This is a genomic window from Pseudoalteromonas sp. KJ63-1, from assembly GCF_055808145.1.
Window position 1 is genome coordinate 1,011,997 of sequence record NZ_CM147855.1, and the last position, 23,800, is coordinate 1,035,796.

Consider the following 23,800-nt stretch of genomic DNA (forward strand, 5'->3'; position numbering starts at 1 on the left):
GTAGATAAAAGTACGTACAATTCGCTTCGTTTTTAGTGTGCTTTATACTAATTCCATCTGTCTTTAAAGCACCGGGTTCAAACGAGTATACGAAGTATTTATGCACCAAGTAGCTGATCTAATTTCTATTTTCGAACACACTTTTTACCAAAGCTATAACACGCGTTTGGTAAAAGGTGAGCATGAGCCTATTTACATTCCCGCAAATGATATAACCCCGTATCATCAAATTGTGTTTGCCCATGGTTTTTATGCCAGTGCATTGCATGAAATAGCCCATTGGTTAGTGGCAGGCTCGCAACGCCGTTTAAGTGAAGATTATGGTTATTGGTATTGCCCTGATGGGCGCGATGCTACACAGCAAGCGGAGTTTGAATCAGTAGAGGTAAAACCTCAAGCAATAGAGTGGGCATTGAGTGTGGCTGCTGGGTTTGATTTTAACGTATCGGTAGATAATTTAAATGGAGAGCAAACTTGTCGATTTGCGTTTCAATCGCGTGTTCATGCAAAGTTATTAGAGTTGTTGCAAAACGGGTTTAATCCAAGAACAACCTTATTATTAAAAGCACTGTGTAAATTTTATAACACCACGTGGCCATTACATGCTGCGCAGTTTTCATGGCATTCTCCCGAGGAGCTAAAAGATGCAGTTTAAGTTAGGGTTGATTGTAAATCCAGTCGCAGGACTCGGTGGTAGTGTGGCGCTAAAGGGCAGTGATGGCGAAGAGACCGCTGCTAAAGCCATTGCATTAGGCGCAGAGCCTAAGTCAAATAGCCGCACTAAAGCTGCACTTGAAGTGCTTATACCTCATCAATCAAACATTACTATTTATACTGTTAATGATGAAATGGGGGAGCAAACAGCAAAAGCGCTGGGCTTTAATACGCAAGTGGTATATCAAAGTAACTCACCCACAACCAGTGACGATACCGAAGCTGCAGCTCGTTTATTACAGCAACAAGGTGTTGATTTAATCTTATTTGCTGGTGGCGACGGAACAGCGCGCAACATTTGCCATGCTGTAGAAGACTCGGTACCCGTATTGGGCATTCCTGCTGGATGTAAAATTCATTCCGGCGTGTATGCCATTACCCCAAAAGCCGCAGGCCGTGTAGTTGAAATGCTGGTAAAAGGTGAGCTGGTAACATTAAGCGATGCTGATGTGATGGACATTGATGAAGTGGCTTTTCGCCAAGGAACAGTAAAAGCAAAACGTTATGGTGAAATGCAAGTGCCAAGTGAAGTGCGCTATGTACAAGCGGTTAAAAATGGCGGTAAAGAAACTGACGAGCTGGTGCTAGCAGATATAGCTGCTTATGTTGTTAGTGAAATGGATGCCGATAGCCTCTATGTCATGGGTAGTGGCTCTACCGTTGGCGCAGTGATGGAAGAGATGGGGCTTGAAAACACCTTACTCGGTGTTGATTTAGTTGAAGATCAAGCTTTAGTAGGGCAAGACCTAACAGCCCAGCAACTTCTTGAACTTACCAAAGAACGTGAAACAAAGTTAGTGATCACTCTAATTGGCGGCCAAGGGCATATTTTTGGTCGAGGAAATCAACAACTCAGTCCTGCGTTAATTAAAGCGATAGGCCGCGATAATATTATTGTTGTGGCTACTAAAACAAAATTACAGGCTTTAAATGGCCGACCGCTGATTTGTGATACCGGTGATAGCAAATTAGATGATGAATTAAGCGGTTATATACGTGTAACCAGTGGGTTTAACGACCATATTATGTATGCAGTAGGTCATCAAGATGGGCTGCACCCAGAGGAGAAGTAACACATGAGTTTAGTAAATTACATAGATGCTGCGCAGCAATATTTTGATGATTTAGTGATAAAAGCCACCGATGACGAGTTATTTGCCGGCGGTTATTTACGCGGCCACTTTGATTTAGCCGTAGGTTATGCACAAGTTGAAGAATTAAATCTAGAAGTTGCCGAACTAAACGACACGGTTGAAAAAAGCTTAGTAAAAGCTTATCGCAACGGCGAACTTAATGAAGACGATAAAGCACTCGTAGTAAGAATATGGGATGAAGTAAAAGCACTCGCATAAGCTTTTTTTATTCATTAATAATAGCGCGGCCACTGAGCCGCGTTTTTTTGTGCCTAAAAAAGAACTTGTTTATTCAGTTAAAATTTACCTCATTCCTTAGATACGCTAAAGTAGCGTAGTCTAAATTCTAGGGAACAAGTGAAATGAATAACAATAATGATGCGACAATGCCAACGGGCATAGTTGCGCGATTTTTAAATTTTGTTGAGCGGGTAGGGAATAAGCTTCCTGATCCAGCAATTATCTTTTTGTTTGCCATGTTATTAATCTGGTTTTTATCTTGGTGGTTTTCAAGCGTCACATTTGATGCAATAGACCCTCGTACTGGCGAAGCCATTATCATTAATAACATGCTTGCCAGCGATTCGTTGGCCACCTTTTTATCTTCTATGGTAAAAACATTCACTGGTTTTGCGCCACTGGGTGTAGTACTGGTTGCTATGCTAGGTGTGGGCGTTGCAGAGCATTCGGGCTTTATTAATACCGGCCTTAAATTAATGCTCAAAGTAACGCCTAGAAAATTACTAACACCCTCAATTATTTTGGTAGCTATTGTGAGCCATACGGCTACCGATGCAGGGTATGTGCTGGTTATTCCACTTGCTGGGGTAATATTTTTTGCAGCAGGTCGTCATCCGCTTGCCGGTATTGCAGCGGCATTTGCAGGGGTTAGCGGTGGCTTTGGCGCTAACTTTATTCCATCTGGGATTGACCCGTTACTGCAAAGCTTTACGCAAAGTGCAGCACAAATTATTAATCCAACAATGAGCATTAACCCGCTTAATAACTGGGGCTTTGCTTCAGCATCAAGCTTATTTATTGTAATGTTAGGCTGGTACATCACCGATAAAATTATTGAACCACGTTTAAAAAATTCACCAGTTGATGGCGAAACTCAAGACCTACCAGCATTTGAAGATGCCCGTAGTGACGAAAAGCGCGCCTTTCTTATTGCTAGTTCCGTAATGATTGCAGGTATTGCGTTATTAGCGTATGTATCTGCACCCGCTGATTCAGCGATGCGCAGCAGCGATGGCTCGTTAACAAACTTTAGTTCACCACTAATGCAGTCAATAGTGCCGCTAATCTTCTTACTGTTTTGGATCCCAGGCGCAGTATATGGTTTTACCGTAGGCACCTTTAAAAGCTCTAAAGACATGATAGATGCGATGAGCAAAGCCATGAATGGTATGGCGTATTACATTGTTATGGCATTCTTTTGTTCATTATTTATTGCTGCATTTAGTAAATCAAACCTAGGTGCCTTACTGGCAATTGAAGGGGCTCAGGTATTAAAAGCAATGGAATTACCGAGCTCTGTAACGGTAGTAGGGATTATTTTCCTAACCGGTTTTGTAAACTTGTTTGTTGGTTCAAGCTCGGCTAAGTGGGCACTATTAGGTCCGGTATTTGTACCTATGCTAATGCAACTCGGTATTTCGCCAGACTTAACGCAAGCGGCTTATCGCGTGGGTGATTCAAGCTCTAATATTATCACCCCGCTCATGCCATACTTCCCGCTGGTGGTAGTGTACTGCCAAAAATACGTTAAAGGCACAGGCATTGGTACGCTTATCGCGATGATGCTACCGTATTCAATCGCCTTTATGATTGGCTGGAGTATCTTCTTGCTTGGCTACTGGGCACTCGGTATCCCATTAGGACTTGATGCTAGCTACGTGTATCCAGCAGTCGCGCCTTAACAAATATAATCGCTATAACAAAGTAGAAGCCCCACCATGAACTGGTGGGGCTTTTTTGTATATTTTACAAAGAAGCTTGAGATATCAAAGGCTAGTGGGGGGCACGAGGTACGAGCTGCGGGGAGCGGGCTAAGTGAATTATTTACAAATAGGTGTAGATACACTGCACTTTAAAGCTCATAAAAGTTGGCTGCGCATTACGGAGATTAAGCTAACCTGATACCTAATACCTGAATTCTAGGCACAAAAAAACCTTGGCACTTTCGTGGCAAGGTTTTTTTACTAAAGAGTTGTTGCTTACTTAGCGGTGAAGCTAACTGGGCGACGTTCTTTACGAGGGCCGCTACGCTTATCAGGGCGTTGACCCTCTTTATTAAAGCTACGCTTCTTGTCACCAGCAGGGCGTTCAGAACGCTCGCCGCGTGGCTCAGAAGGGCCTTGATCTTGTGTTAATGTCATACCCATTGGGCGTTTACAAATAAACACTTTTTGGAAGTGATCAAGTACATCTTTAGGCATGTTTTGCGGTAATTGTACCGTACTGTGACTGTCGTGAAGACGAATGTCACCGATAAACTTGCTAGAAATGTCTGCTTCGTTAGCAATTGCGCCAACAATGTTCTTAACCTGAACACCATGCTCACGACCTACTTCGATACGGTATGTATCCATAGGGCCTGCATCACGGCTATTACGCTCGCGAGGTTTACGCTCAGCGCGCTCACCGCCACGTTCGTTACGACGACCACGGTCACCACGATCATTACGGTCGTTGCGAGGGTTGCGTTCGTTACGCTCACGCGGTTGAATCTTAACTTCTTCAACTTTAATTGGCGATTGTTGCTGTGCTAAACACAGTAATGCACCCGCTAAGTCTTCAGGAGCAAGCTCAAGTTTTTGTGCCATGTTGGCAGCCACTTCGTTAAAGAAAGTAATATCTTTGTTTTCAAGTGCAAGCGTAAGCTTTTCTTGAAGCGCATTGATACGTTTCTCTTCAACAACTTTAGCTGTTGGTAATTCAACTTGTGCGATTTCAGATTTAGTATGACGAATGATATTTTTAAGTAAATAACGCTCGTTATGCTTAACGAAAAGAATCGCTTTACCAGTACGACCAGCACGACCTGTACGGCCGATACGGTGAACGTAGGCTTCAGAATCTTGTGGAATATCGTAGTTGATAACTAAGCTTAAACGGTCTACATCAAGACCACGTGCCGCTACGTCTGTTGCAATAACAACATTTAGCATGCCGCTTTTTAAACGATCAACTGTGCGCTCACGCGCTTGCTGGTTCATGTCACCGTTAAGTGGCGCAGCAGAGAAACCTTCGCGCTCTAATAACTCAGCTAGTTGAACTGTATCGTTACGTGTACGTACGAAAACAATAGCACCTTCATATTGCTCTGCTTCTAAGAAACGAACAATGGCTTTGTTTTTATGTACGTGTGCATTCCAAAACACTTGCTCTACTGACGATACAGTTGAGTTGCGTGCAGAAATATGAACCTGTTCAGGATTGTTCATATATTTGCTGCTGATGTTTTGAATTTGCTTAGGCATAGTCGCAGAGAAAAGACATGTTTGCTTTTCACGCGGCGTTTTTTCCATGATGTTTTCAACATCATCGATAAAGCCCATACGTAGCATTTCATCGGCTTCATCAAGTACAAGTGCTTGTAAAGCATCAAACTTGATAGTGCCACGATTTATGTGATCGATTAAACGACCCGGTGTAGCAACAATAATCTGTGCGCCACGACGAAGTGCGCTCAACTGGATGCTATAGCTCTGGCCACCATATAGTGCCAGTACTTCAACACCACGAGTGTGTTTTGCATATTGTTCAAATGCCTCAGCTACTTGGATCGCAAGCTCACGGGTTGGTGTGAGTACAAGGATCTGTGGCTGTTTCACAGACGGGTCAATATTATTTAGTAATGGCAGTGCAAATGCTGCTGTTTTACCTGTACCCGTTTGTGCTAGTCCCAGTACGTCCTTTCTTTCTAGCAATAACGGTATACATTGAGCTTGGATTTCAGATGGTGTCTTGTAACCCAACTCTTCAACTGCCTTTAAAATTGCAGGAGAAAGATTTAGAGATTCAAACGTGACTGGTTCTGACATTAATACGCCTCAACGAATTTAAAGAGGCGCGCATTGTATAGGAAATACGAGGCAAATGCTTGTATAAATTACAACTAATTTATATGTGTTTGATGTTGGTCGAAATTTAACCAGTTTAAGTTGTGTGTTAATTAAACTGGTTAACATTATACCTACAAAGTTACTGGTAAAGGCCTAGGTTTTCTTTGGCGTAGGCTTCAAATTCTGTAAAACCACCAATGTGTGTTTGGTCTACAAAAATTTGTGGTACAGTCGGGCATGGCTTGCCTGCAGACTTTTCTAAATCTTCTTTACTGATGCCTTCTTTGATAATGTCGATGTAGCGGTATTTAAAATCATCGCGGTCATTAGCAAGTTGCTCTGCAACATCTTTAGCGCGAACACAAAAAGGGCAGCCTTCACGGCCAAAAATTACTGTTAACATAACGCTCTCCTCAAATTAGTTGACCCTAGTGTAACTAATTTCATTATTTATTACAGTGCAAAAAAACGATTATTGTGTTCGCTTTTTTTAGGGCCTGTAAAAAAATAAAAAATATTTTATAAAAAAATCTTGAAATAAAATTGTCCGCCCATAAATAGTTATTTGAGGACGCCTGATGGGTCTTCATTTAAACAGAACTATTTGAAAATTATATTATTAATTAAATTTTGCCGTTACTTGTTCAAACGAAAAGTGGCAGCAATATATCGCTTAAATATGAGGATATTATTATGCGTACAGTAGATTTATCACCCCTATACCGTTCATTCATTGGTTTCGATCATTTAGCATCATTAATGGATGCCGCTGCACGAACTGACAAGCAGCCAAGTTTTCCTCCATACAACATCGAAGCGCTTGATAAAGACAAATACCGTATCACTATGGCAGTTGCTGGATTTAGTGAAGACGAGTTAAGCCTACAATCTGAAAATAACACGTTAGTTGTATCAGGCACTAAAGCAGGTAAAGATCAAAACGATGAACGTAAATTCATTCATCAAGGCATTGCCGAGCGCAACTTTGAGCGTAAGTTCCAGTTAGGTGACCACGTTAAAGTACTTGGCGCAGACCTAGCCAACGGCTTACTAAGCATCGACCTTGAACGTGAGATCCCAGAAGCGCTGAAGCCCCGTAAAATTGAAATTGGCTCAGGCAATATGCTAGAAAGTAAATAGCTAAGCTAGCACACGTATTTTCCCTGTGAAAAGCCGCCATTTGGCGGCTTTTTGCGTTGTTAGTCTTTTAAATCGATTTGCATTTGTTTTAAAGCGTTAATTTTATCTATTGCAACTTGTAGTTGTTCTTGTGAAAGTTTTTTTTGTCGGCCTTTAGCAAGTAAGTCTTCAAGTTTTAATATTTTGGCTTTTGCAGCAACAACAAAACGTTGTTCTAGCTGTCTTTGCTGTTCAAGGTGGAAATCTTGATATGCCTGGTGATTATTTAAATCACCACTGTACTGAGCAACTGGCTGAGTATTTTTTACTATGTTGGGTAAATAGGCCACAGAGGTTATTGCTGGCAAACGCTGAGGACTAGCATTATTAGTTGTAACCGTTTCCAATTGCGTGCTTTCTAACTCTTGGGTCATGTCAGCAGCAGTAAGCTCGAGGGACGTTATTTGCTTGACACTTTTAGCTTGGTTAAGACCATCAATATTCTTTATTGTTGGTTTGCTAGTATAGTGAGTGAAAAGTGTGTAAATACCAACACAAGCTACAACAACAGAAACGAAAACTTTTTTGCTCATAAAATTACTCCCGTCTTATTTTGCCACTTGAGCCAGTTATTTTCATACTGTTGTGCCGCTTTTTGTTTTGCAATGGCCTTTGTTGCTTGGTATCGAACGGTTTCATCTTCTGGCGAAAAATAATCAAACTGATGCTCATAACTGTGTACCACCACCCATTCACCACTAGGTGTACGAATAACAGCAGAAATGGTGTTTTCTTTAGTTGTGAACGCAAGTTGTACAACCCAACTACTTTTGTTTTTGCGGTTTAATTCACTATTGTATTGAGCATATATATCTTGTTTTCCTGATATTACTAATGCTTGTTCAAGTGATTTGTTATCCGCCAACGTGTGAAAGTCTACAGCATTGGCTCGACTAGCAAATTGAGCTCCGTGGGCTTTCACTTGGCTTAAAAATTTAAACTGCGATTTATTTGCTTGATAAAACGCTTTAATTTCGCTTTTGTTTACTTGTTTCTCTAGCTTTTCAAGAACGGGGCTCTGCATGTGCATCATTGTATTTATGCCTAGCCAGCTTTGAATGGAGGGGCGCAAAATATCTCCTTTAGCTATTTCATACAGATGTTCAATATCAATCCCCTGTTTTGCCAAAATCGGTTTGGCTTTTGAAAACGCTATATTGAATTGCCGTTTTTTTATTAATTCACTTTTGAATAGTTCACTATCTCCTCTATGGAGTTTAAAACGTACCTGCATTGATAGTGCATCGATAAATTCATATAAATTAATAGAGTTATACAAAATAGGGGTTAAATCGATCTGCTGCATTTTTTTAATCAAGCTTTGTACATATTGACCATTTTTAGGGTACGGCCCTAATGTGCGTTTAAGCCATTGGCTATCATAAGTGTCCAGCTTTACCAGACTTGACTGTGCCTTTATAGCTAATTGCGAATCGAACAGATTTTTTAAGTAACGTTCAACATGGTATTGAGTACTAAAACCAACGGCAGATTGTCGTTTTATTATCGCAGGTGTTTTTAGCGCTGCTTGTTGTAACAAAAACTGATTCTCATACAGACGAGCTTTAACTTCATTGATTGTAATTTCAGGTTTGTGCTTTAAATAAGCACGATGCATAAAGTTAACTTCATCACTACTGTATTGAGTAAATGAGGCCATTACTAGGGAGTGGTAACACGCCCCTAGTAATGTAATCACTAAAATAGCCATTTTCTTCATTAGCGAGCAACCATGGCGTGGTTTAATAAGTGCACCACCATTGCTATTGCATGGGGCACTACTTGCTTAGCTATATTAAGGCGATCAAAATGATCTTTTGAATTGAGTACAATTCCACCTTGTGCATAAGAAAATGAACCACCTTGGGTTAATAATGGGCGAACATCTTGGCTATTTTTATCTAAAGGCGAGAACGTTTGCATTGCTTGAGTAACGAGTGATAAATCGTTGAGCTGCTCTTGATCATAGTAATCTTTTACCCAACTCTCCCAGCTAGAGTGGTTAAGATCTGATGTGGTCCATGTGTGGTGAGGTTGTAATAAATCAGTAGTATGAAATACAAACCCTAATACTTGGGGATTGCCGCTTTGTAAGTAACTTTGATACCAATATTGCCCTAAATTATCGATAGGTTGAAATGGCATTTCTTCAAAGTCATCGTACATAGAATAGGTTGAGTTGCTATCGATTCTGTAGTGAGATTCTGTTACACCATAACTGTTATATTTTGAAGAGTCGGCATTAAACCAACCTGTTTCTCCCCCTTTACCATCATCAAGATAGTCACCTTTAAGCCAAGCAGATGCAAGATTATCAATAGTGCCCCAAACGGTGAGCTTCTCATAATTATAACCACCAAAATCGTTACCATGTTGGTCTGCACCTTGGGTATGATTTTGAAAATGCCAATAGCTTGTATATTTAACTATGCTTTGCGCTGCTCCCCATACTGGCGCTTGAACACACGAACCTGTAATAGCACCACAGAAAAAGGTGTCTTCAAAGTCATCTACATCATATGCAGCTTGTCCCAGCAGTTCGGCTAATTCAGTGATAGTCAGATTGTTTTGTTCAGCGTACTGTCTTAGGGCTGCATATTCGGTGCTAGTTGGGTGTTGCTGCATATAATTCACGGCGTCAAGAACAATACGTTTGTGAGTTTCTTGACTAAAAGCTTGAGCTTGGCTTGTACCGAGTAATAAAAGTGTCGCTGCAATTAATTGTTTTTTCATTTTATTCTCATCATGGTGTGGAGTAAGAGGTGCTATTAAAAAATAAGCTCATTACATTGCCATGACAAATAAATTAAACATTTAATTAACAATATTACCTATTTTGGTACTTTGATATTAACTATCAAGAATGCTGCCGCCAATTGACGGCATTTATATTTATAGCTTTTCAATATTATTTAAATAGTTGTTAGCTTGCTCTAAGGTTTCTTGGCGCAATGATTCATCTTGTTTATCCCAATTACGATAAACCATGCCTATTCGTGGGTTTTTCTCAAGTCGCTCTCGGTGTTTTTGCATAAACTGCCAGTAGAGGCTGTTTAGCGGGCACGCGTCTTTACCCACTTTTTCTTTTACTTTGTATTGGCAGCTTTTACAGTAGTCACTCATTTTATTTATATAGTTGCCGCTAGCAGCATAAGGCTTAGTGGCAATGATGCCATCGTCAGCAAACTGGCTCATCCCTCGGGCGTTAGGCATTTCTACCCATTCAATTGCATCGATATAAACACCTAAATACCATTCATCGACTTCATCAGGATTAATGGCGGTTAATAAACAAAAATTGCCTATTACCATTAAGCGCTGAATATGATGGGCATACGCGCTGTCTAAGCTTTGTGATAATGAATGGCTTAAGCAATTCATTTTTGTTTTACCATTCCAAAAATAACTCGGTAGTAAACGAGTTGCATTAAGCTGGTTTTTGTTGGCGTAATCGGGCATGTTTTTCCAATACACGCCACGCACATATTCGCGCCAACCCAGTACTTGGCGAATAAAGCCTTCAACCTGAGAAATAGATATTTCATCTTGGCGTTGTTGGTACTCTTTAACCACGCGGTCGATAACATAGCGAGGGTGTAAAATTTTGGCATTTAACGCAAACGATAATCGGCTGTGATAAAAGGTATTTTTATCAGGACATTGATCTGTCATCGCATCTTGAAACTGACCAAATCGAGGCAGTAAATGCGCACAAAAGTGATCAAGTGTACTGATAGCTTGTTTACGAGTTGTTGGCCAGCTTAATTGCGTGTTTATCTGTCCAAAGTAATTTATTTTATGTTTATCTAAACGCTCAATAATTGCACTCACGTCATTTTTAAATAATTTGGGTTTGGGGATATCGGCTAAATCACTTTTTGAAAACTTATTACGGTTATTGGCATCAAAGTTCCATTGCCCACCGGCAGGTTTGTCATCTTCCATTAAAATATCAAACTGCTTACGCATTGCCCGATAAAAATGCTCCATAGTGACGTGTTTATCTTTTTTAAAGCGTTTGTCTATGTCGCTAAATGCTAATAAAAAATGCTCGCTGTCACAGGCATTCACCGTTAACTCGCTATTTATCGCGAATTCGTGAAGTTGTGTTTTTAAACGGTACTCATCTGGGTATTGATATTCAATAGAGGTACATTCATGCTGCTCGGCTAAACGCGTTAAAAGAGCGGGTAAGTCATCATCGTCTTTGGTGTCATCTAGCGTGAGATGTAAAACATTGAAGCCAGCATCTTTTAATGCATTTGCGAAGTTTTCCATGGCTTTAAAAAAGGCTGATATTTTTTGCACATGGTGTTTTACATAGTGTGCTTCTTGCATAAGCTCAGCAATAACAAATATGGTATCGTCTGATTTGTTTTTAAACCACGAATGAGCAGGATTGAGCTGATCACCTAAAATCAATTTTAGTGTGTTGTATTTTTTCATAATTAGCCAAAATTCATTCTTATACGCGATATTTTTAAAAGCGATCTATTTCCTAAAGGTTACTTAATAATAGAGCACCGAATGCAATTTAATACAGCGGTTGATTGTAACGATTCAAATTTTATAGCAAACATAGTGTGGGTAAGGCGATAAACTAGGTTGCTTTTTTTATCAACTTATTAGTTATTATGGTTGCTAATTTAGCGGCACATCCTTATAATAGTGGCCATTGTTTAGTAGGTTATAAAATTTACTAACAGCGATATTAAGTTATTAGCTTTTTATCTATTGGCGCGGGATGGAGCAGTCTGGTAGCTCGTCGGGCTCATAACCCGAAGGTCGTTGGTTCAAATCCGGCTCCCGCAACCAATCTTAATAGTAGGTTTAAACTTACTACTTTATATCGCGCATTCTAAGTAATGCGCGTTTTGCGTTTAAGCTAATGAAGTTTAATTTGGTCAGGTTACTGACTCGCAACCAAGCTTGGCCCTAGGCCACACAGTTTTGCGTTTTTTGGTGTGACGCCCCGCTTGGTTCGGGGCGTTGTTGTATCTGCACCGTTTGATTTAATGTTTATCGATTAAATCAAAATTTAAACTCAGTATTTTAGGGCTATAAGCCCTTTTTTTGTTTGTATGGAGGATTTTCGTGACAAAACTTGAACAAGATTTAGTAACCATGTTAACGCCTGCGGTAGAAATGCTAGGCTTTGAATTACATGGCCTTGAGTTTGTACAAGCGGGTCGCCATTCTACCTTAAGAGTATATATTGCTCATGAGGATGGAATTTCAGTTGACAACTGCGCAGATGCAAGTCGTCAAATTAGTGCGATTTTAGACGTCGAAGACCCGATTACAAACGAATATGATTTGGAAGTGTCGTCTCCTGGTGTTGATCGTCCATTATTCAAACAAGATCACTACGAGCAGGCGCAAGGAGAGGAAGTACGCGTGCGTACTAAGCTTCCACAAGATGGTCGCCGTAATTTCAAAGGCGACTTAATAGCAGTTAGCAGCGATATGATCACACTATCTAGCGATGGTGCAGAGCATTTAATCATGCTTAGTAACATTGAACGTGCGAACATAATCGCAAAGTTTTAATTCGAGTGCGAAGGAATAGGGCAAGCGAGGCATTACCCATGGCAAAAGAGATATTATTGGTTGCTGAAGCCGTTTCCAATGAGAAAGCGGTTCCAAAAGAAAAGATTTTTGAAGCTCTAGAGTTCGCATTAGCGACAGCGACAAAGAAAAAGCATGATGGTGAAATTGATGTACGTGTTGCAATTGACCGTAAAACTGGCGATTACGATACATTCCGTCGCTGGCAAATAGCTGAAGTATTAGAAGATGGCTCTTTAGAGAATCCATACAGCGAAATCACGTTAGAAGCTGCTCAAGTTGAAGAACCAGACTTGAAAATGGGCGACTACGTAGAAGAGCAGATTGAATCAATTAAATTTGACCGCATAACAACACAAATGGCTAAGCAAGTAATCGTACAAAAAGTACGTGAAGCAGAGCGTGCCTTAGTTGTTGAAGCGTACAAAGATCAGCAAGGCGAGCTAGTAACAGGTGTTGTTAAAAAAGCAACGCGTGATGCAATCGTTCTTGATTTAGGTAACAACGCAGAAGCGGTTATTTACCGTGACGACATGCTGCCACGTGAAAACTTCCGCCCAGGCGATCGTATTCGTGGTCTTCTATACGAAGTTAAACCAGAAGCACGTGGTGCACAGTTATTTGTAACCCGTTCTAAACCAGAAATGCTGATGGAATTATTCCGCATTGAGGTGCCAGAAATTGGCGAAGAAATGATTGAATTACGTGCCGCAGCTCGCGATCCTGGTTCACGTGCTAAAATCGCAGTTAAGTCTAATGATAAGCGTATAGATCCTGTAGGTGCGTGTGTTGGTATGCGTGGCGCACGTGTTCAAGCGGTATCGTCAGAACTTGGCGGTGAGCGTGTTGATATCGTACTTTACGATGACAACCCTGCACAGTTTGTTATTAACGCAATGGCACCAGCAGAAGTGGCTTCAATCGTAATGGATGAAGACACTCACTCAATGGATATTGCTGTTGAAGCAGATAACTTAGCACAAGCTATTGGTCGTAATGGTCAAAACGTACGTTTAGCAAGCCAGCTAACTGGCTGGGAATTAAACGTAATGACCGTTGATGAAATGCGCGCTAAGAACGAAGCTGAGTCAGATAAGTTAATTAACTTATTTACTGAAAACTTAGATATTGATGACGAGTTTGCGTCATTACTTATCAACGAAGGTTTCTCAACACTTGAAGAAGTTGCGTATGTACCTGCTTCTGAGTTTTTAGAAATCGACGGCTTAGATGAAGAAACAGTGGACGTATTACGTTCACGTGCAAAAGATGCATTAACAACGAAAGCCCTTAAAACGGAAGAAAGCTTAGAAGGCGCTGAGCCTGCTGAAGACTTACTTGCGCTTGAAGGCTTAGAGCGTCATTTAGCATTTGTTATGGCAAGTAAGGGTGTAGTAACACTTGAAGACTTAGCTGAGCAAGGCATTGATGAGCTTGTAGATATTACAGAGCTATCTGCAGAGAAAGCGGGCGAGCTAATTATGGCTGCACGTAATATTTGTTGGTTTGCAGACGAGTAATTTATTAACGGAGGTATTAGAGACTATGGCAGAAGTAAATGTTGAAAAACTAGCCGGTGATATAGGTACAACTGTTGATAAATTACTACAGCAGTTTTCACAAGCCGGTATTACTAAACAAGCAGGCGATAATGTAACAGAAGCTGAAAAAGCGACGTTACTTGATCACCTAAGCAAGCAACATGGCGGTACTGGATCTGAAGGTCCAGCGCGCATGACATTGCAACGTAAGAGCAAAAGCACATTAAGTGTGACGGGCTCTACGGGTAAAGCAAAGGCTGTGCAAGTTGAAGTTCGCAAAACACGCACTTACGTGAAAAAAAGTGCTGTTGAGCAAGAGCAAGAACAGCAACGTCTAGCCGCTGAAGAAAAAGCGCGTCTTGAAGAGCAGCAAAAAGCTGAACAAGAAGCCGCAGAATTGAAAGCGAAACAAGAGGCAGAACGTAAAGCGAAAGAAGACGCTGATCGTAAAGCCAAAGAAGAAGCTAAACGCAAAGCAGATGCTGAGCGTAAAGCGAAACAACAGCAGATGACCCCTGAGCAAAGTGCTAAGTCTGAGAAAGATCGCATCGAAGCTGAGCGTCTGCAAAAAGAAGCAGAAGAGGCCGCATTGAAGAAAGCTGAAGAAGAAGCGAAACGTCAAGCAGAAGAGGCAAGAAAGCTAGCTGAAGAGAATTCAGCACGCTGGAAGAAAGAAGAAGAAGAACGTAAGAAACGCGAAGAAACCGCGGATCACCACCTTACGACTTCAACTTACGCACGTGAAGCAGAAGATGTAGCAGATGCTCGCGAAGAGCAAGGCTCACGCCGTGCGAAGAAAAAGAAAAAAGCGCCAGCAAAAGATAAATTTGCAGCGTCTAAAGGTAAAAAAGGTAAGCTAAAAGCGCCAGCGTCATTACAGCACGGTTTCCAAAAACCAACGGCTGATGTTAAAAACGAAGTGCGTATTAGTGAAACAATTACAGTTGCTGAGCTTGCATCGCGCATGGCTGTTAAAGGCGCTGAAGTTGTAAAAACAATGATGAAAATGGGTGACATGGTTACGATTAACCAAGTTATTGACCAAGAAACTGCGCAACTTGTTGCAGAAGAAATGGGCCATAAAGTTATCATCGTTAAAGAAAACGAATTAGAGCAAACAGTACTTAACGACCGCCACGAAGATGGTAAATCTGAGCCTCGTGCTCCAGTAGTAACTGTTATGGGTCACGTTGACCACGGTAAAACGTCAACGCTTGATTACATTCGTTCAGCTAAAGTTGCTTCAGGCGAAGCCGGTGGTATTACGCAGCACATTGGTGCATACCACGTTGAAACTAACGGCAACATGATCACTTTCTTAGATACTCCGGGTCACGCCGCATTTACATCTATGCGTGCTCGTGGTGCAAAAGCGACTGATATCGTAATCCTAGTAGTTGCAGCCGATGATGGTGTAATGCCACAAACTAAAGAAGCGGTACAGCATGCTCGCGCAGCTGGCGTTCCTTTAATCATTGCTGTTAACAAAATGGATAAAGAAGGCGCAGATCCAGACCGTGTTAAAAACGAGCTAGCTCAGCTAGACGTTATCCCAGAAGATTGGGGCGGTGATACGCAATACGTTCACATCTCAGCTAAAACAGGTCTTGGTATTGATGACCTTTTAGAAGCAGTATTAATGCAATCTGAGCTGTTAGAACTAAATGCACCTAGCGAAGGTATGGCTGCAGGTGTTGTTATTGAATCACGTCTTGATAAAGGCCGTGGTCCAGTAGCGTCTATCCTTGTTCAATCAGGTACGCTTAACCAAGGTGACATTGTATTATGTGGTCTTGAGTATGGCCGTGTTCGTGCAATGCGCGATGAAAACGGTAAAGACATTAAATCTGCGGGTCCTTCTATTCCTGTTGAGATTTTAGGTCTTTCTGGTATTCCAGCAGCGGGTGATGAAGCAACAGTAGTTAAAGACGAGCGTAAAGCACGTGAAGTTGCACTTTACCGTCAAGGTAAATTCCGCGATGTTAAATTAGCGCGTCAGCAAAAAGCGAAGCTTGAAAACATGTTTACTAACATGACTGAAGGCGACGTGTCTGAAGTTAACGTGGTACTTAAAGCAGACGTTCAAGGTTCAATTGAAGCAATTTCAGACTCACTAACTAAACTTTCTACTGATGAAGTAAAAGTGAAGATTGTTGGTTCTGGTGTTGGTGGTATCACAGAAACAGATGCAACTCTTGCTGCAGCGTCTAACGCAATCGTAGTTGGCTTTAACGTTCGTGCCGATGCATCAGCGCGTAAAGTGATTGACTCTGAAAACTTAGACCTTCGTTACTACAGCGTAATTTACGCACTTATCGAAGAAGTTAAGCAAGCCATGTCGGGTATGCTTGCTCCTGAGTTTAAACAAGAGATCATTGGTCTTGCTGAAGTACGTGATGTATTTAAGTCTCCAAAAATTGGCGCAATTGCTGGTTGTATGGTTACTGAAGGTACTATCAAACGTAGCGCACCAATTCGTGTACTTCGTGATAACGTGGTTATTTACGAAGGCGAACTTGAGTCATTACGTCGCTTTAAAGATGATGTACAAGACGTTCGTAACGGCATGGAATGTGGTATCGGCGTTAAGAACTACAATGACGTTCGCGTTGGTGACCAAATCGAAGTATTTGAAACAGTTGAAGTACAACGTAGTCTTTAATTGTTGTTAGGTGGTGTTGGACATTCAAGGTCGTACCTCGATAGCCCAACATACCCTATGCTAAGATTTTAAATGGGGGCTAAGCCCCCATTTGTGTATCCATTATTTAGTTAACTTATTATTGTTTTTCAATAAGTTATAATTTTAGGAAAGTGAAATGAGAGAATTTTCTCGCACTGATCGTGTTGCTCAGCAAATTCAAAAAGAAATTGCTGTGATTCTACAACGCGAAATTAAAGATCCGCGCTTAGGCATGGTGACAGTGTCTGCGGTAGAAGTATCGCGCGATTTATCTTATGCCAAAGTTTTTATCACCGTGTTTAACACTGAAGACGAAAATGCAGCAAAACAAAGTGCAAAAGTACTGAACGAAGCAACGGGCTATATCCGTTCGTTACTAGGTAAACGTATTCGCGCACGTATTATGCCAGAGCTTAAATTTGTGGTTGATAACTCATTAATGGAAGGGATGCGCATCTCTAACTTAGTGGACTCTATCATTCGTGAAGATAATGCTAAGCATGTTGATGATGAAAATGACAGCGAAGAAGGCACTAAAGACTAATGGCAAGACGCAGTAAAGGCCGTCCAGTTGATGGTATTTTGTTGTTAAACAAACCAGAAGGCATTTCATCAAACAAGGCATTACAGCAGGCTAAAGGTATTTATTTTGCGCAAAAGGCGGGGCACACAGGTGCGCTTGATCCGCTTGCGACCGGCATGCTGCCAATTTGTTTTGGTGAAGCGACTAAGTTTACCCAGTTTTTACTCGATACAGATAAAACCTATGTTGTTCGAGCTAAGCTAGGTGAACGTACTACCACATCAGACTCTGATGGCGAAGTGGTCGAAACTCGCGATGTGAATGTTACTTCCCAATTACTAAACGAAGAAGTTGCTAAGTTTTTAGGTGAGTCAGACCAATACCCATCAATGTATTCCGCGCTTAAATATGAAGGCAAACCTTTATATAAATATGCGCGTGAAGGCATAGAAGTTCCTCGCAAATGTCGAAAAATTAACGTATTTAGCTTAACGCTTGATGAGTTTGATGAGCAAGCTAACGAAATACAAATGACTGCACATGTATCTAAAGGTACGTATATTCGTACTATCGTTGATGACTTAGGTGAAAACTTAGGCTGCGGCGCGCATGTGATTATGCTGCATCGTAGTGCTGTAGGGCATTACCCTGCAGATAAAATGGTCACACTTGAGCAGTTAGAAGCGTTATTAAATCAAGCGAAAGAACAAGACGTTGCGCCTTCCACTTATCTTGACGAACTATTATTGCCAATGGATACCGCGTTAGTTGATTTACCCGTTGTGGAAATTACTAAAGAGCAGGGAATGGCATTTAGCCATGGTCAAGCTGTGGTGTTGGGTAAAGCCCTACCTGAAGGTGCAATAAAGGTACTGGCTGATGGAATATTTATTGGTACGGGCGAACGTAATCCTGATGGCCATTTAAAATCAAAGCGCGGCTTGTCTAATCAACAACCAGAGTAAAGTTTAACTTGTAGTTATGCTGATAATTGGTAGAATACGCCCGCTTAATCGTTTTGGCTGAATTAGTGATCGGCTAAAGCACCTATTAAATTTAACTTTTGGAGTTATTATGTCACTAAGCAATCAAGAAAAAATCGATATCATTGCTAAATTCGCACGCGCTGAAGGCGACACTGGTTCACCTGAAGTACAAGTAGCATTACTTACTTTTGATATCAACAAGCTTCAAGGTCACTTCGCTGATCACAAGCATGACTTCCACTCACGTCGTGGTCTGCTTCGTAAAGTAAGCACTCGCCGTAAACTGCTTGATTACCTTAAAGGTAAAGATATCTCGCGTTACACTGCGTTAATCAAAGAGCTTGGCCTACGTCGCTAAGAACTTGATTATCAAAAGGGGAGCTTTTTAGCTCCTTTTTTTGTGTCTAAATTTCCTCATGCTCACTACCCACATCGATTAATACCCTTGAAATATAAGCTAAAAGCCACATTGTAAGTAACAGCAAAGTACATAATTTAGCATCACGTTTATCTCTGGACTAAGCTCGCAATTTTACCTGACTTTGTTATATACTATGGCGCGTAGATAAAAAGGTTTATTTACGGTTATTTACATCATTGCCAATTGTAGTACTTAATTGATTTCCAACTGAATACAATTATGTACTGTAATTGGTACTTTGATGAAAACTTAATTAATACTAAAAATACATTTAAGGAATATTTTAAGTGCAAGCAATTATAAAAGAATTTCAACTAGGTCAACACACAGTGACACTAGAAACAGGTGCTATCGCTCGTCAAGCTGACGGCGCAGTACTAGCAAGCATTGGCGACACGTCAGTACTAGTAACGGTTGTTGGTAAGCGTGAAGCTCAACCAGGTCAAGACTTCTTCCCACTAACAGTTAACTACCAAGAGCGTATGTACGCTGCGGGTCGTATCCCAGGTGGTTTCCTTAAGCGTGAAGGTCGTCCTAACGATGGCGAAACACTTATTGCACGTCTTATTGACCGTCCAATTCGTCCACTTTTCCCTAATGGTTTCGTAAACGAAGTACAAGTTATTGCTACAGTTGTTTCTGTAAACCCTGAAATCCAACCTGATATGGTTGCGATGATTGGTACATCAGCAGCACTTGCTATCTCTGGTATCCCGTTCAGCGGTCCAATTGGTGCATCACGTGTTGGTTACATAAACGGTGAATACGTACTTAACCCGACACTAAAAGAGCTTGAAGAAAGCCAACTTGATTTAGTTGTTGCGGGTACTGATAACGCAGTACTTATGGTTGAATCAGAAGCAGACGTTCTTGCTGAAGACGTAATGCTAGGTGCGGTTGTGTACGGCCATGAGCAATCACAGTCAATCATCAATGCAATTAACGAATTTAAAGCAGAAGCAGGCAAGCCTACGTGGGATTGGACTGCACCTGAGAAAAACGTTGCATTAGAAGAGAAAGTAGCAACACTTGCTGCTGATAAAGTAGGCGAAGCTTACCGTATTACTGATAAGGTAGCGCGTAAAGAAGCATTAACTGCTGCAAAAGATGCGGTTGTTGAAGCACTAACAAGCGAACTTGCTGAAGGCGAAACGCTTGATAAGCAAGAAGTAGGTAAAGTATTCGGTTCACTTGAGAAGAAAATCGTTCGTGGCCGTATCGCTGCTGGCGAAAAACGTATCGATGGTCGTGAACCAGATATGATCCGTGCTCTAGATGTAATGACGGGCGTACTTCCACGTACTCACGGCTCTGCAATCTTCACACGTGGTGAAACGCAAGCATTAGTAACAGCAACACTTGGTACAGAACGTGATTCACAGTTAATCGACGATTTAACTGGCACACACAAAAACCACTTTATGCTTAACTACAACTTCCCTCCATTCTGTGTAGGTGAAACGGGTTTTGTTGGTTCTCCTAAGCGTCGTGAAATCGGCCACGGTAACCTAGCTAAGCGTGGTATTCAAGCAGTAATGCCAACATTGACTGACTTCCCATATTCAATCCGTGTTGTATCTGAAATTACTGAATCAAATGGTTCATCTTCAATGGCATCGGTTTGTGGTACGTCTCTAGCGCTTATGAACGCAGGTGTTCCAATTAAAGCCTCAGTTGCGGGTATCGCAATGGGCTTAGTTAAAGAAGAAGATAACTTTGTTGTTCTTTCAGATATCTTAGGTGATGAAGATCACTTAGGTGACATGGACTTTAAAGTAGCGGGTACAACTAACGGTATCACTGCTCTACAAATGGATATCAAAATTGAAGGTATCACACAAGAAATCATGCAAATCGCGCTTAAACAAGCGAAAGCTGCACGTTTACACATCCTAGGTGTGATGGACGAAGCGATTTCTGCACCTTCTGAAGAACTGTCTATGTTTGCTCCACGTATTTACACGATGCAAATCCCACAGAAGAAAATCGCAGAAGTTATCGGTAAAGGTGGCGCAACTATCCGTCAACTTACTGAAGAAACGGGCACTACGATTGAAATCGGTGATGATGGCACAATCAAGATTGCTGCTACAGACGGTGAAAGTGCAGCGAATGCAATTAGCCGTATTGAGCAATTAACTGCTGAGCTTGAAGTAGGTACTATCTACGAAGGTAAAGTTGTACGTATCGTAGACTTCGGTGCGTTTGTAAATATTCTTCCTGGTAAAGATGGCCTAGTGCATATCTCACAAATCAGCACTGAGCGTGTTAACAACGTTGCTGATCACCTTAGTGAAGGTCAGGAAGTTAAAGTTAAAGTACTAGAAGTAGACCGTCAAGGCCGTGTACGTCTAAGTATTAAAGAAGCAATGGAATCAGCAGCACCTGCAGCTGACGAGTCTAAAGACGCTTAATTGCTAATCTTTCATCCAGATAATTACTGGATAGTATAAAAAGGGGCTGTTTAGCCCCTTTTTTTATGCTTTAATGTCAGCAATCAATTGTGTTCATCACACTTATACCAACCTGCTTGGATATGGGACTTATTTTAACGATAAGAAAATTGCTCTATAACTAGGCAAAATTTTTGATATCTAGTTGTTCTAAATGAAAAGATTTTAACAACGTTATAGGGGTATTTAATTCGTTAAATTGTTCAAATATTTATGCCGGTTGGTATTAATAACACATAACAGGAATGAACCTTACAAGACAGCTTATGTCTTATCTATTTGCTACTTACCTCGGTATTAAGGATTTTAATGAGACTTAAACATTTAGCCTTGGCATCTTTTGCTATTTTGTCTTTAAGCGCTTGTCAGGCTACTACTAAACCCGCTGCTATTATTAACGTGCCATTTACTGCACCGCTTGCATCAGATTTTAGAAATGAAATTGCCATTGCACGTTTTTCAGAACTATTAAACAGAGCTGATTTGAGTAAAGAGCAACAAGCAAAGCTCTATTATGACCGTGGAGTACTGTTTGATAGCTTAGGCATGACGACTTTATCGCGAATTGATTTTAACCGAGCGGTTAAACTTAAGCCTGATTTGGCTGAAGTGTATAACTTTTTGGGTATTCAGCATACCTTGATGCAGCAATACGAAAAAGCGTACGAGTACTTTGACTCAGCTATTGAGCTAGATCAAGAGCATGAATATGCGTATTTAAATCGTGGTATTGCCTTGTACTATGGCGATAGAGCGATGCTTGCAAAGGATGACTTTAAAACGTTTTTACAGCGCTCTCCTAATGATCCTTACCGTGTATTGTGGCTTTATTTAGCCCAAGCAGCACAAGATAAAACCGCAGCAATCGCTGCGTTAAAAGCCAATGCGGCGGCCCTTGATGAAAATGAATGGGCGTATCAGCTTATTGCTTTGTATGTGGGTGATTTGAGTGAAAAAGCATTTTTTTCAGGCATAGCCGATGGTGTAAGTTCGCAACAAGAATATGCTCAGCGTTTATGTGAAGCTTATTTTTACTTAGCTAAACAGCACCAAGCCGCAGGCGAGCTTTCAATTGCCACAGATTACTTTAAATTGGCACTAGCAACGAACGTACATGAATTTATAGAATATAAGTATGCGCGTTTAGAGCTTGAGTTGATGGCCAGTGAAAGCGCTGGCTAATTATTTAAAATTAAGTGCTTTATTACTGTGCGCTAGCTTTATCAGCGGCTCGAGTAATAAACAAAATAGCATTGGCTTTTGGCAAGTATTACATGCCAAGGCCAATGTGATTGACAGTTACTGGCAATTCCCTCGTTACTTTGCAAACCACATTTTACAATTACCCTCCACAGCCTTAGCGACCCTAGCGCGTAATAAAATAGCCGATGCCCAATATGGCTATGGGTTGTCATTATTAGGCAATAATCAAACTGAAACGGCTAAACTATTTTGGCAAGCAAGTTTGGATAAGATTACACAAGCACAGCAAAAAAAACTCGCCGACTCGTTACTTTCTCAGCAGCGTTGGCAGGATTTAGCGCTACTTAAAAATAAAAATAAGCTTCCTGAAGGCGATGCTTTTTATCACCTGCAATTACAGCAACAAGCACCTATAGAAACCTTAAGCGTATCATTTATGAATAAGTTAGGGTTTTTACTTGCAAGCGAGCAAGTTGCGATACAAAAGCAGTGTGTATTTAATGTACTAATGCTGAGTGATCACCGTGATGGTTTATACAGGCTCAATCAATTTCGTAACGCGTACTTTCAAAACCCAGAGCCGAGCCCCAAAACCTTTTGTTTTTCAAAACCAGTTTATGTGGGTAATGCAATTAACTGCAATAGCACTGAAACCTCGCGTGCTAAGTGCGATTGGCAGCAATCATCGCTTAAAAAGCAGCTTCCCACTGGATTTGATTTTGCCATTATGATGCCCAAACAAGGTACTGCCAGTGTAAAAAATGGTTTAATGCATATTAATTCACAGGCTAGCTACGCGGTATTTTTGCATGAGTTAATGCACTTTAATGGCTTTGAAGATGAGTACGCTTTACCGGTAAAAAAGCAAGCATGGTTATGTCAGCTTGATGGGTTTGTTGCTCCCAACTTATTTATTGCAAAAAAATCAGATGCCCCTGAAGGGTGGCACAAAAGCCAAAGTTGCCAACAAGGCGGCACTGCTTATAAGCCCAGTGCACTGTGGTCGATTATGCAATATCAGCAGTTAGGCCTATCAGCGCAATATCGTATTTTGTGGCAAAAGCACATAGCACTTAATGCCCATTTATTTGTACGATTTTAGTGATTTGATATTCCGCTGTAAACTGTTTGAAAGCTGAGCTTATTTTGCTACTGTTCATTAATTTATAAGCATTTTTGTTTGATTATTGTCCCGCTAGCGGCGCTTTCTATAGACAAAAACTGCGTTTATCAGTATAACTATATGTATTAATGTTGTTAAAAAACAGACGTAAAACGTATACCCAAGTCACTTTGGTATTTAATAATAACAAGTAGCGAATTGAT

20 protein-coding genes and 1 tRNA gene are annotated in these 23,800 nt (G+C 41.0%); 15 read left to right on the forward strand and 6 right to left on the reverse strand.

Annotated elements, in window-relative coordinates:
- The first annotated feature begins 100 nt into the window (after positions 1-100).
- From AC0L7Q_RS04725 to AC0L7Q_RS04740, 4 genes are all read left to right on the forward strand, one after another.
- The gene (locus AC0L7Q_RS04725; protein WP_413401528.1) at positions 101-655 is read left to right on the forward strand and encodes an elongation factor P hydroxylase; all 555 of its coding nucleotides are present in this window, start codon (positions 101-103) and stop codon (positions 653-655) included.
- A complete protein-coding gene (locus AC0L7Q_RS04730) occupies positions 645-1,787 on the forward strand; it encodes an ATP-NAD kinase family protein (protein WP_413401530.1) in 1,143 nt (380 codons plus the stop codon). The genes AC0L7Q_RS04725 and AC0L7Q_RS04730 overlap by 11 nt, the downstream gene beginning before the upstream one ends.
- A gap of 3 nt (positions 1,788-1,790) precedes the next feature.
- Complete coding sequence (locus tag AC0L7Q_RS04735) at positions 1,791-2,066, forward strand: YfcL family protein (protein ID WP_054202147.1); 276 nt, start codon at positions 1,791-1,793, stop codon at positions 2,064-2,066.
- A gap of 143 nt (positions 2,067-2,209) precedes the next feature.
- Positions 2,210-3,769 (forward strand): AbgT family transporter, encoded by a 1,560-nt coding sequence (locus tag AC0L7Q_RS04740; RefSeq protein WP_010391381.1) that lies wholly within the window; start codon positions 2,210-2,212, stop codon positions 3,767-3,769.
- 297 nt (positions 3,770-4,066) lie between these two features.
- Here the strand turns inward: AC0L7Q_RS04740 and AC0L7Q_RS04745 are convergent, their stop codons facing one another.
- Positions 4,067-5,896: a DEAD/DEAH box helicase gene (locus AC0L7Q_RS04745; RefSeq protein WP_008466685.1), complete on the reverse strand. Its 1,830-nt coding sequence runs from the start codon at positions 5,894-5,896 to the stop codon at positions 4,067-4,069.
- A gap of 160 nt (positions 5,897-6,056) precedes the next feature.
- Positions 6,057-6,320 carry a GrxA family glutaredoxin gene (locus tag AC0L7Q_RS04750; protein ID WP_008114535.1) on the reverse strand — a complete coding sequence of 88 codons (264 nt, stop codon included), beginning with the start codon at positions 6,318-6,320 and terminating at the stop codon, positions 6,057-6,059.
- A 290-nt stretch (positions 6,321-6,610) separates the two neighbouring features.
- Between AC0L7Q_RS04750 and AC0L7Q_RS04755 the strand changes: the two genes are divergently transcribed.
- On the forward strand, positions 6,611-7,057 hold the full coding sequence (locus AC0L7Q_RS04755; RefSeq protein WP_010391385.1) for an Hsp20 family protein: 447 nt from the start codon (positions 6,611-6,613) through the stop codon (positions 7,055-7,057).
- Positions 7,058-7,116: 59 nt separating this feature from the next.
- On the opposite strand, the gene AC0L7Q_RS04760 is transcribed toward AC0L7Q_RS04755, so the two are convergent.
- The 4 genes from AC0L7Q_RS04760 to AC0L7Q_RS04775 form a co-directional block, all read right to left on the reverse strand.
- Complete coding sequence (locus AC0L7Q_RS04760; RefSeq protein WP_409425040.1) at positions 7,117-7,629, reverse strand: hypothetical protein; 513 nt, start codon at positions 7,627-7,629, stop codon at positions 7,117-7,119.
- Positions 7,626-8,816, reverse strand: a complete 1,191-nt coding sequence (locus AC0L7Q_RS04765; RefSeq protein ID WP_409425041.1) for a peptidyl-prolyl cis-trans isomerase — start codon at positions 8,814-8,816, stop codon at positions 7,626-7,628. Before AC0L7Q_RS04765 ends, AC0L7Q_RS04760 begins: the two co-directional genes overlap by 4 nt.
- On the reverse strand, positions 8,816-9,829 hold the full coding sequence (locus AC0L7Q_RS04770) for a phospholipase C/P1 nuclease family protein (RefSeq protein ID WP_409425042.1): 1,014 nt from the start codon (positions 9,827-9,829) through the stop codon (positions 8,816-8,818). Before AC0L7Q_RS04770 ends, AC0L7Q_RS04765 begins: the two co-directional genes overlap by 1 nt.
- A 159-nt stretch (positions 9,830-9,988) precedes the next feature.
- Positions 9,989-11,542 carry a cryptochrome/photolyase family protein gene (locus tag AC0L7Q_RS04775; RefSeq protein WP_409425043.1) on the reverse strand — a complete coding sequence of 518 codons (1,554 nt, stop codon included), beginning with the start codon at positions 11,540-11,542 and terminating at the stop codon, positions 9,989-9,991.
- A 292-nt stretch (positions 11,543-11,834) separates the two neighbouring features.
- Between AC0L7Q_RS04775 and AC0L7Q_RS04780 the strand changes: the two genes are divergently transcribed.
- From AC0L7Q_RS04780 to AC0L7Q_RS04825, 10 genes are all read left to right on the forward strand, one after another.
- Positions 11,835-11,911: transfer RNA gene (locus AC0L7Q_RS04780), tRNA-Met, on the forward strand.
- A gap of 279 nt (positions 11,912-12,190) precedes the next feature.
- The gene (rimP, locus tag AC0L7Q_RS04785; protein ID WP_008114543.1) at positions 12,191-12,646 is read left to right on the forward strand and encodes a ribosome maturation factor RimP; all 456 of its coding nucleotides are present in this window, start codon (positions 12,191-12,193) and stop codon (positions 12,644-12,646) included.
- 38 nt (positions 12,647-12,684) lie between these two features.
- Positions 12,685-14,184 carry a transcription termination factor NusA gene (nusA, locus tag AC0L7Q_RS04790; RefSeq protein WP_010391392.1) on the forward strand — a complete coding sequence of 500 codons (1,500 nt, stop codon included), beginning with the start codon at positions 12,685-12,687 and terminating at the stop codon, positions 14,182-14,184.
- A 25-nt stretch (positions 14,185-14,209) separates the two neighbouring features.
- Entirely contained in the window at positions 14,210-16,867 is a 2,658-nt protein-coding gene (gene infB, locus AC0L7Q_RS04795) for a translation initiation factor IF-2 (RefSeq protein ID WP_054202155.1), read from the forward strand.
- A gap of 157 nt (positions 16,868-17,024) precedes the next feature.
- Positions 17,025-17,432 (forward strand): 30S ribosome-binding factor RbfA, encoded by a 408-nt coding sequence (gene rbfA / locus AC0L7Q_RS04800; protein WP_008114546.1) that lies wholly within the window; start codon positions 17,025-17,027, stop codon positions 17,430-17,432.
- Entirely contained in the window at positions 17,432-18,376 is a 945-nt protein-coding gene (gene truB, locus AC0L7Q_RS04805; protein WP_413401536.1) for a tRNA pseudouridine(55) synthase TruB, read from the forward strand. Before rbfA ends, truB begins: the two co-directional genes overlap by 1 nt.
- A gap of 109 nt (positions 18,377-18,485) precedes the next feature.
- The gene (rpsO, locus tag AC0L7Q_RS04810) at positions 18,486-18,755 is read left to right on the forward strand and encodes a 30S ribosomal protein S15 (protein WP_006793376.1); all 270 of its coding nucleotides are present in this window, start codon (positions 18,486-18,488) and stop codon (positions 18,753-18,755) included.
- Positions 18,756-19,105: 350 nt separating this feature from the next.
- Positions 19,106-21,232, forward strand: coding sequence for a polyribonucleotide nucleotidyltransferase (pnp, locus tag AC0L7Q_RS04815; RefSeq protein WP_413401539.1), 2,127 nt, complete (start codon positions 19,106-19,108; stop codon positions 21,230-21,232).
- A 348-nt stretch (positions 21,233-21,580) separates the two neighbouring features.
- Entirely contained in the window at positions 21,581-22,453 is an 873-nt protein-coding gene (nlpI, locus tag AC0L7Q_RS04820) for a lipoprotein NlpI (protein WP_413401540.1), read from the forward strand.
- Positions 22,437-23,576: a hypothetical protein gene (locus AC0L7Q_RS04825; protein WP_409425046.1), complete on the forward strand. Its 1,140-nt coding sequence runs from the start codon at positions 22,437-22,439 to the stop codon at positions 23,574-23,576. Before nlpI ends, AC0L7Q_RS04825 begins: the two co-directional genes overlap by 17 nt.
- Positions 23,577-23,800 lie beyond the last annotated feature (224 nt).

Excerpts from the sequence above, each read along its gene's own strand:
- AC0L7Q_RS04725 (WP_413401528.1), top strand. The coding sequence starts at position 101 with ATGCACCAAGTAGCTGATCTAATTTCTATTTTCGAACACACTTTTTAC.
- AC0L7Q_RS04730 (WP_413401530.1), top strand. The coding sequence starts at position 645 with ATGCAGTTTAAGTTAGGGTTGATTGTAAATCCAGTCGCAGGACTCGGT.
- AC0L7Q_RS04735 (WP_054202147.1), top strand. The coding sequence starts at position 1,791 with ATGAGTTTAGTAAATTACATAGATGCTGCGCAGCAATATTTTGATGAT.
- AC0L7Q_RS04740 (WP_010391381.1), top strand. The coding sequence starts at position 2,210 with ATGAATAACAATAATGATGCGACAATGCCAACGGGCATAGTTGCGCGA.
- AC0L7Q_RS04745 (WP_008466685.1), bottom strand. The coding sequence starts at position 5,896 with ATGTCAGAACCAGTCACGTTTGAATCTCTAAATCTTTCTCCTGCAATT.
- AC0L7Q_RS04750 (WP_008114535.1), bottom strand. The coding sequence starts at position 6,320 with ATGTTAACAGTAATTTTTGGCCGTGAAGGCTGCCCTTTTTGTGTTCGC.
- AC0L7Q_RS04755 (WP_010391385.1), top strand. The coding sequence starts at position 6,611 with ATGCGTACAGTAGATTTATCACCCCTATACCGTTCATTCATTGGTTTC.
- AC0L7Q_RS04760 (WP_409425040.1), bottom strand. The coding sequence starts at position 7,629 with ATGAGCAAAAAAGTTTTCGTTTCTGTTGTTGTAGCTTGTGTTGGTATT.
- AC0L7Q_RS04765 (WP_409425041.1), bottom strand. The coding sequence starts at position 8,816 with ATGAAGAAAATGGCTATTTTAGTGATTACATTACTAGGGGCGTGTTAC.
- AC0L7Q_RS04770 (WP_409425042.1), bottom strand. The coding sequence starts at position 9,829 with ATGAAAAAACAATTAATTGCAGCGACACTTTTATTACTCGGTACAAGC.
- AC0L7Q_RS04775 (WP_409425043.1), bottom strand. The coding sequence starts at position 11,542 with ATGAAAAAATACAACACACTAAAATTGATTTTAGGTGATCAGCTCAAT.
- nusA (WP_010391392.1), top strand. The coding sequence starts at position 12,685 with ATGGCAAAAGAGATATTATTGGTTGCTGAAGCCGTTTCCAATGAGAAA.
- infB (WP_054202155.1), top strand. The coding sequence starts at position 14,210 with ATGGCAGAAGTAAATGTTGAAAAACTAGCCGGTGATATAGGTACAACT.
- rbfA (WP_008114546.1), top strand. The coding sequence starts at position 17,025 with ATGAGAGAATTTTCTCGCACTGATCGTGTTGCTCAGCAAATTCAAAAA.
- truB (WP_413401536.1), top strand. The coding sequence starts at position 17,432 with ATGGCAAGACGCAGTAAAGGCCGTCCAGTTGATGGTATTTTGTTGTTA.
- rpsO (WP_006793376.1), top strand. The coding sequence starts at position 18,486 with ATGTCACTAAGCAATCAAGAAAAAATCGATATCATTGCTAAATTCGCA.
- nlpI (WP_413401540.1), top strand. The coding sequence starts at position 21,581 with ATGAGACTTAAACATTTAGCCTTGGCATCTTTTGCTATTTTGTCTTTA.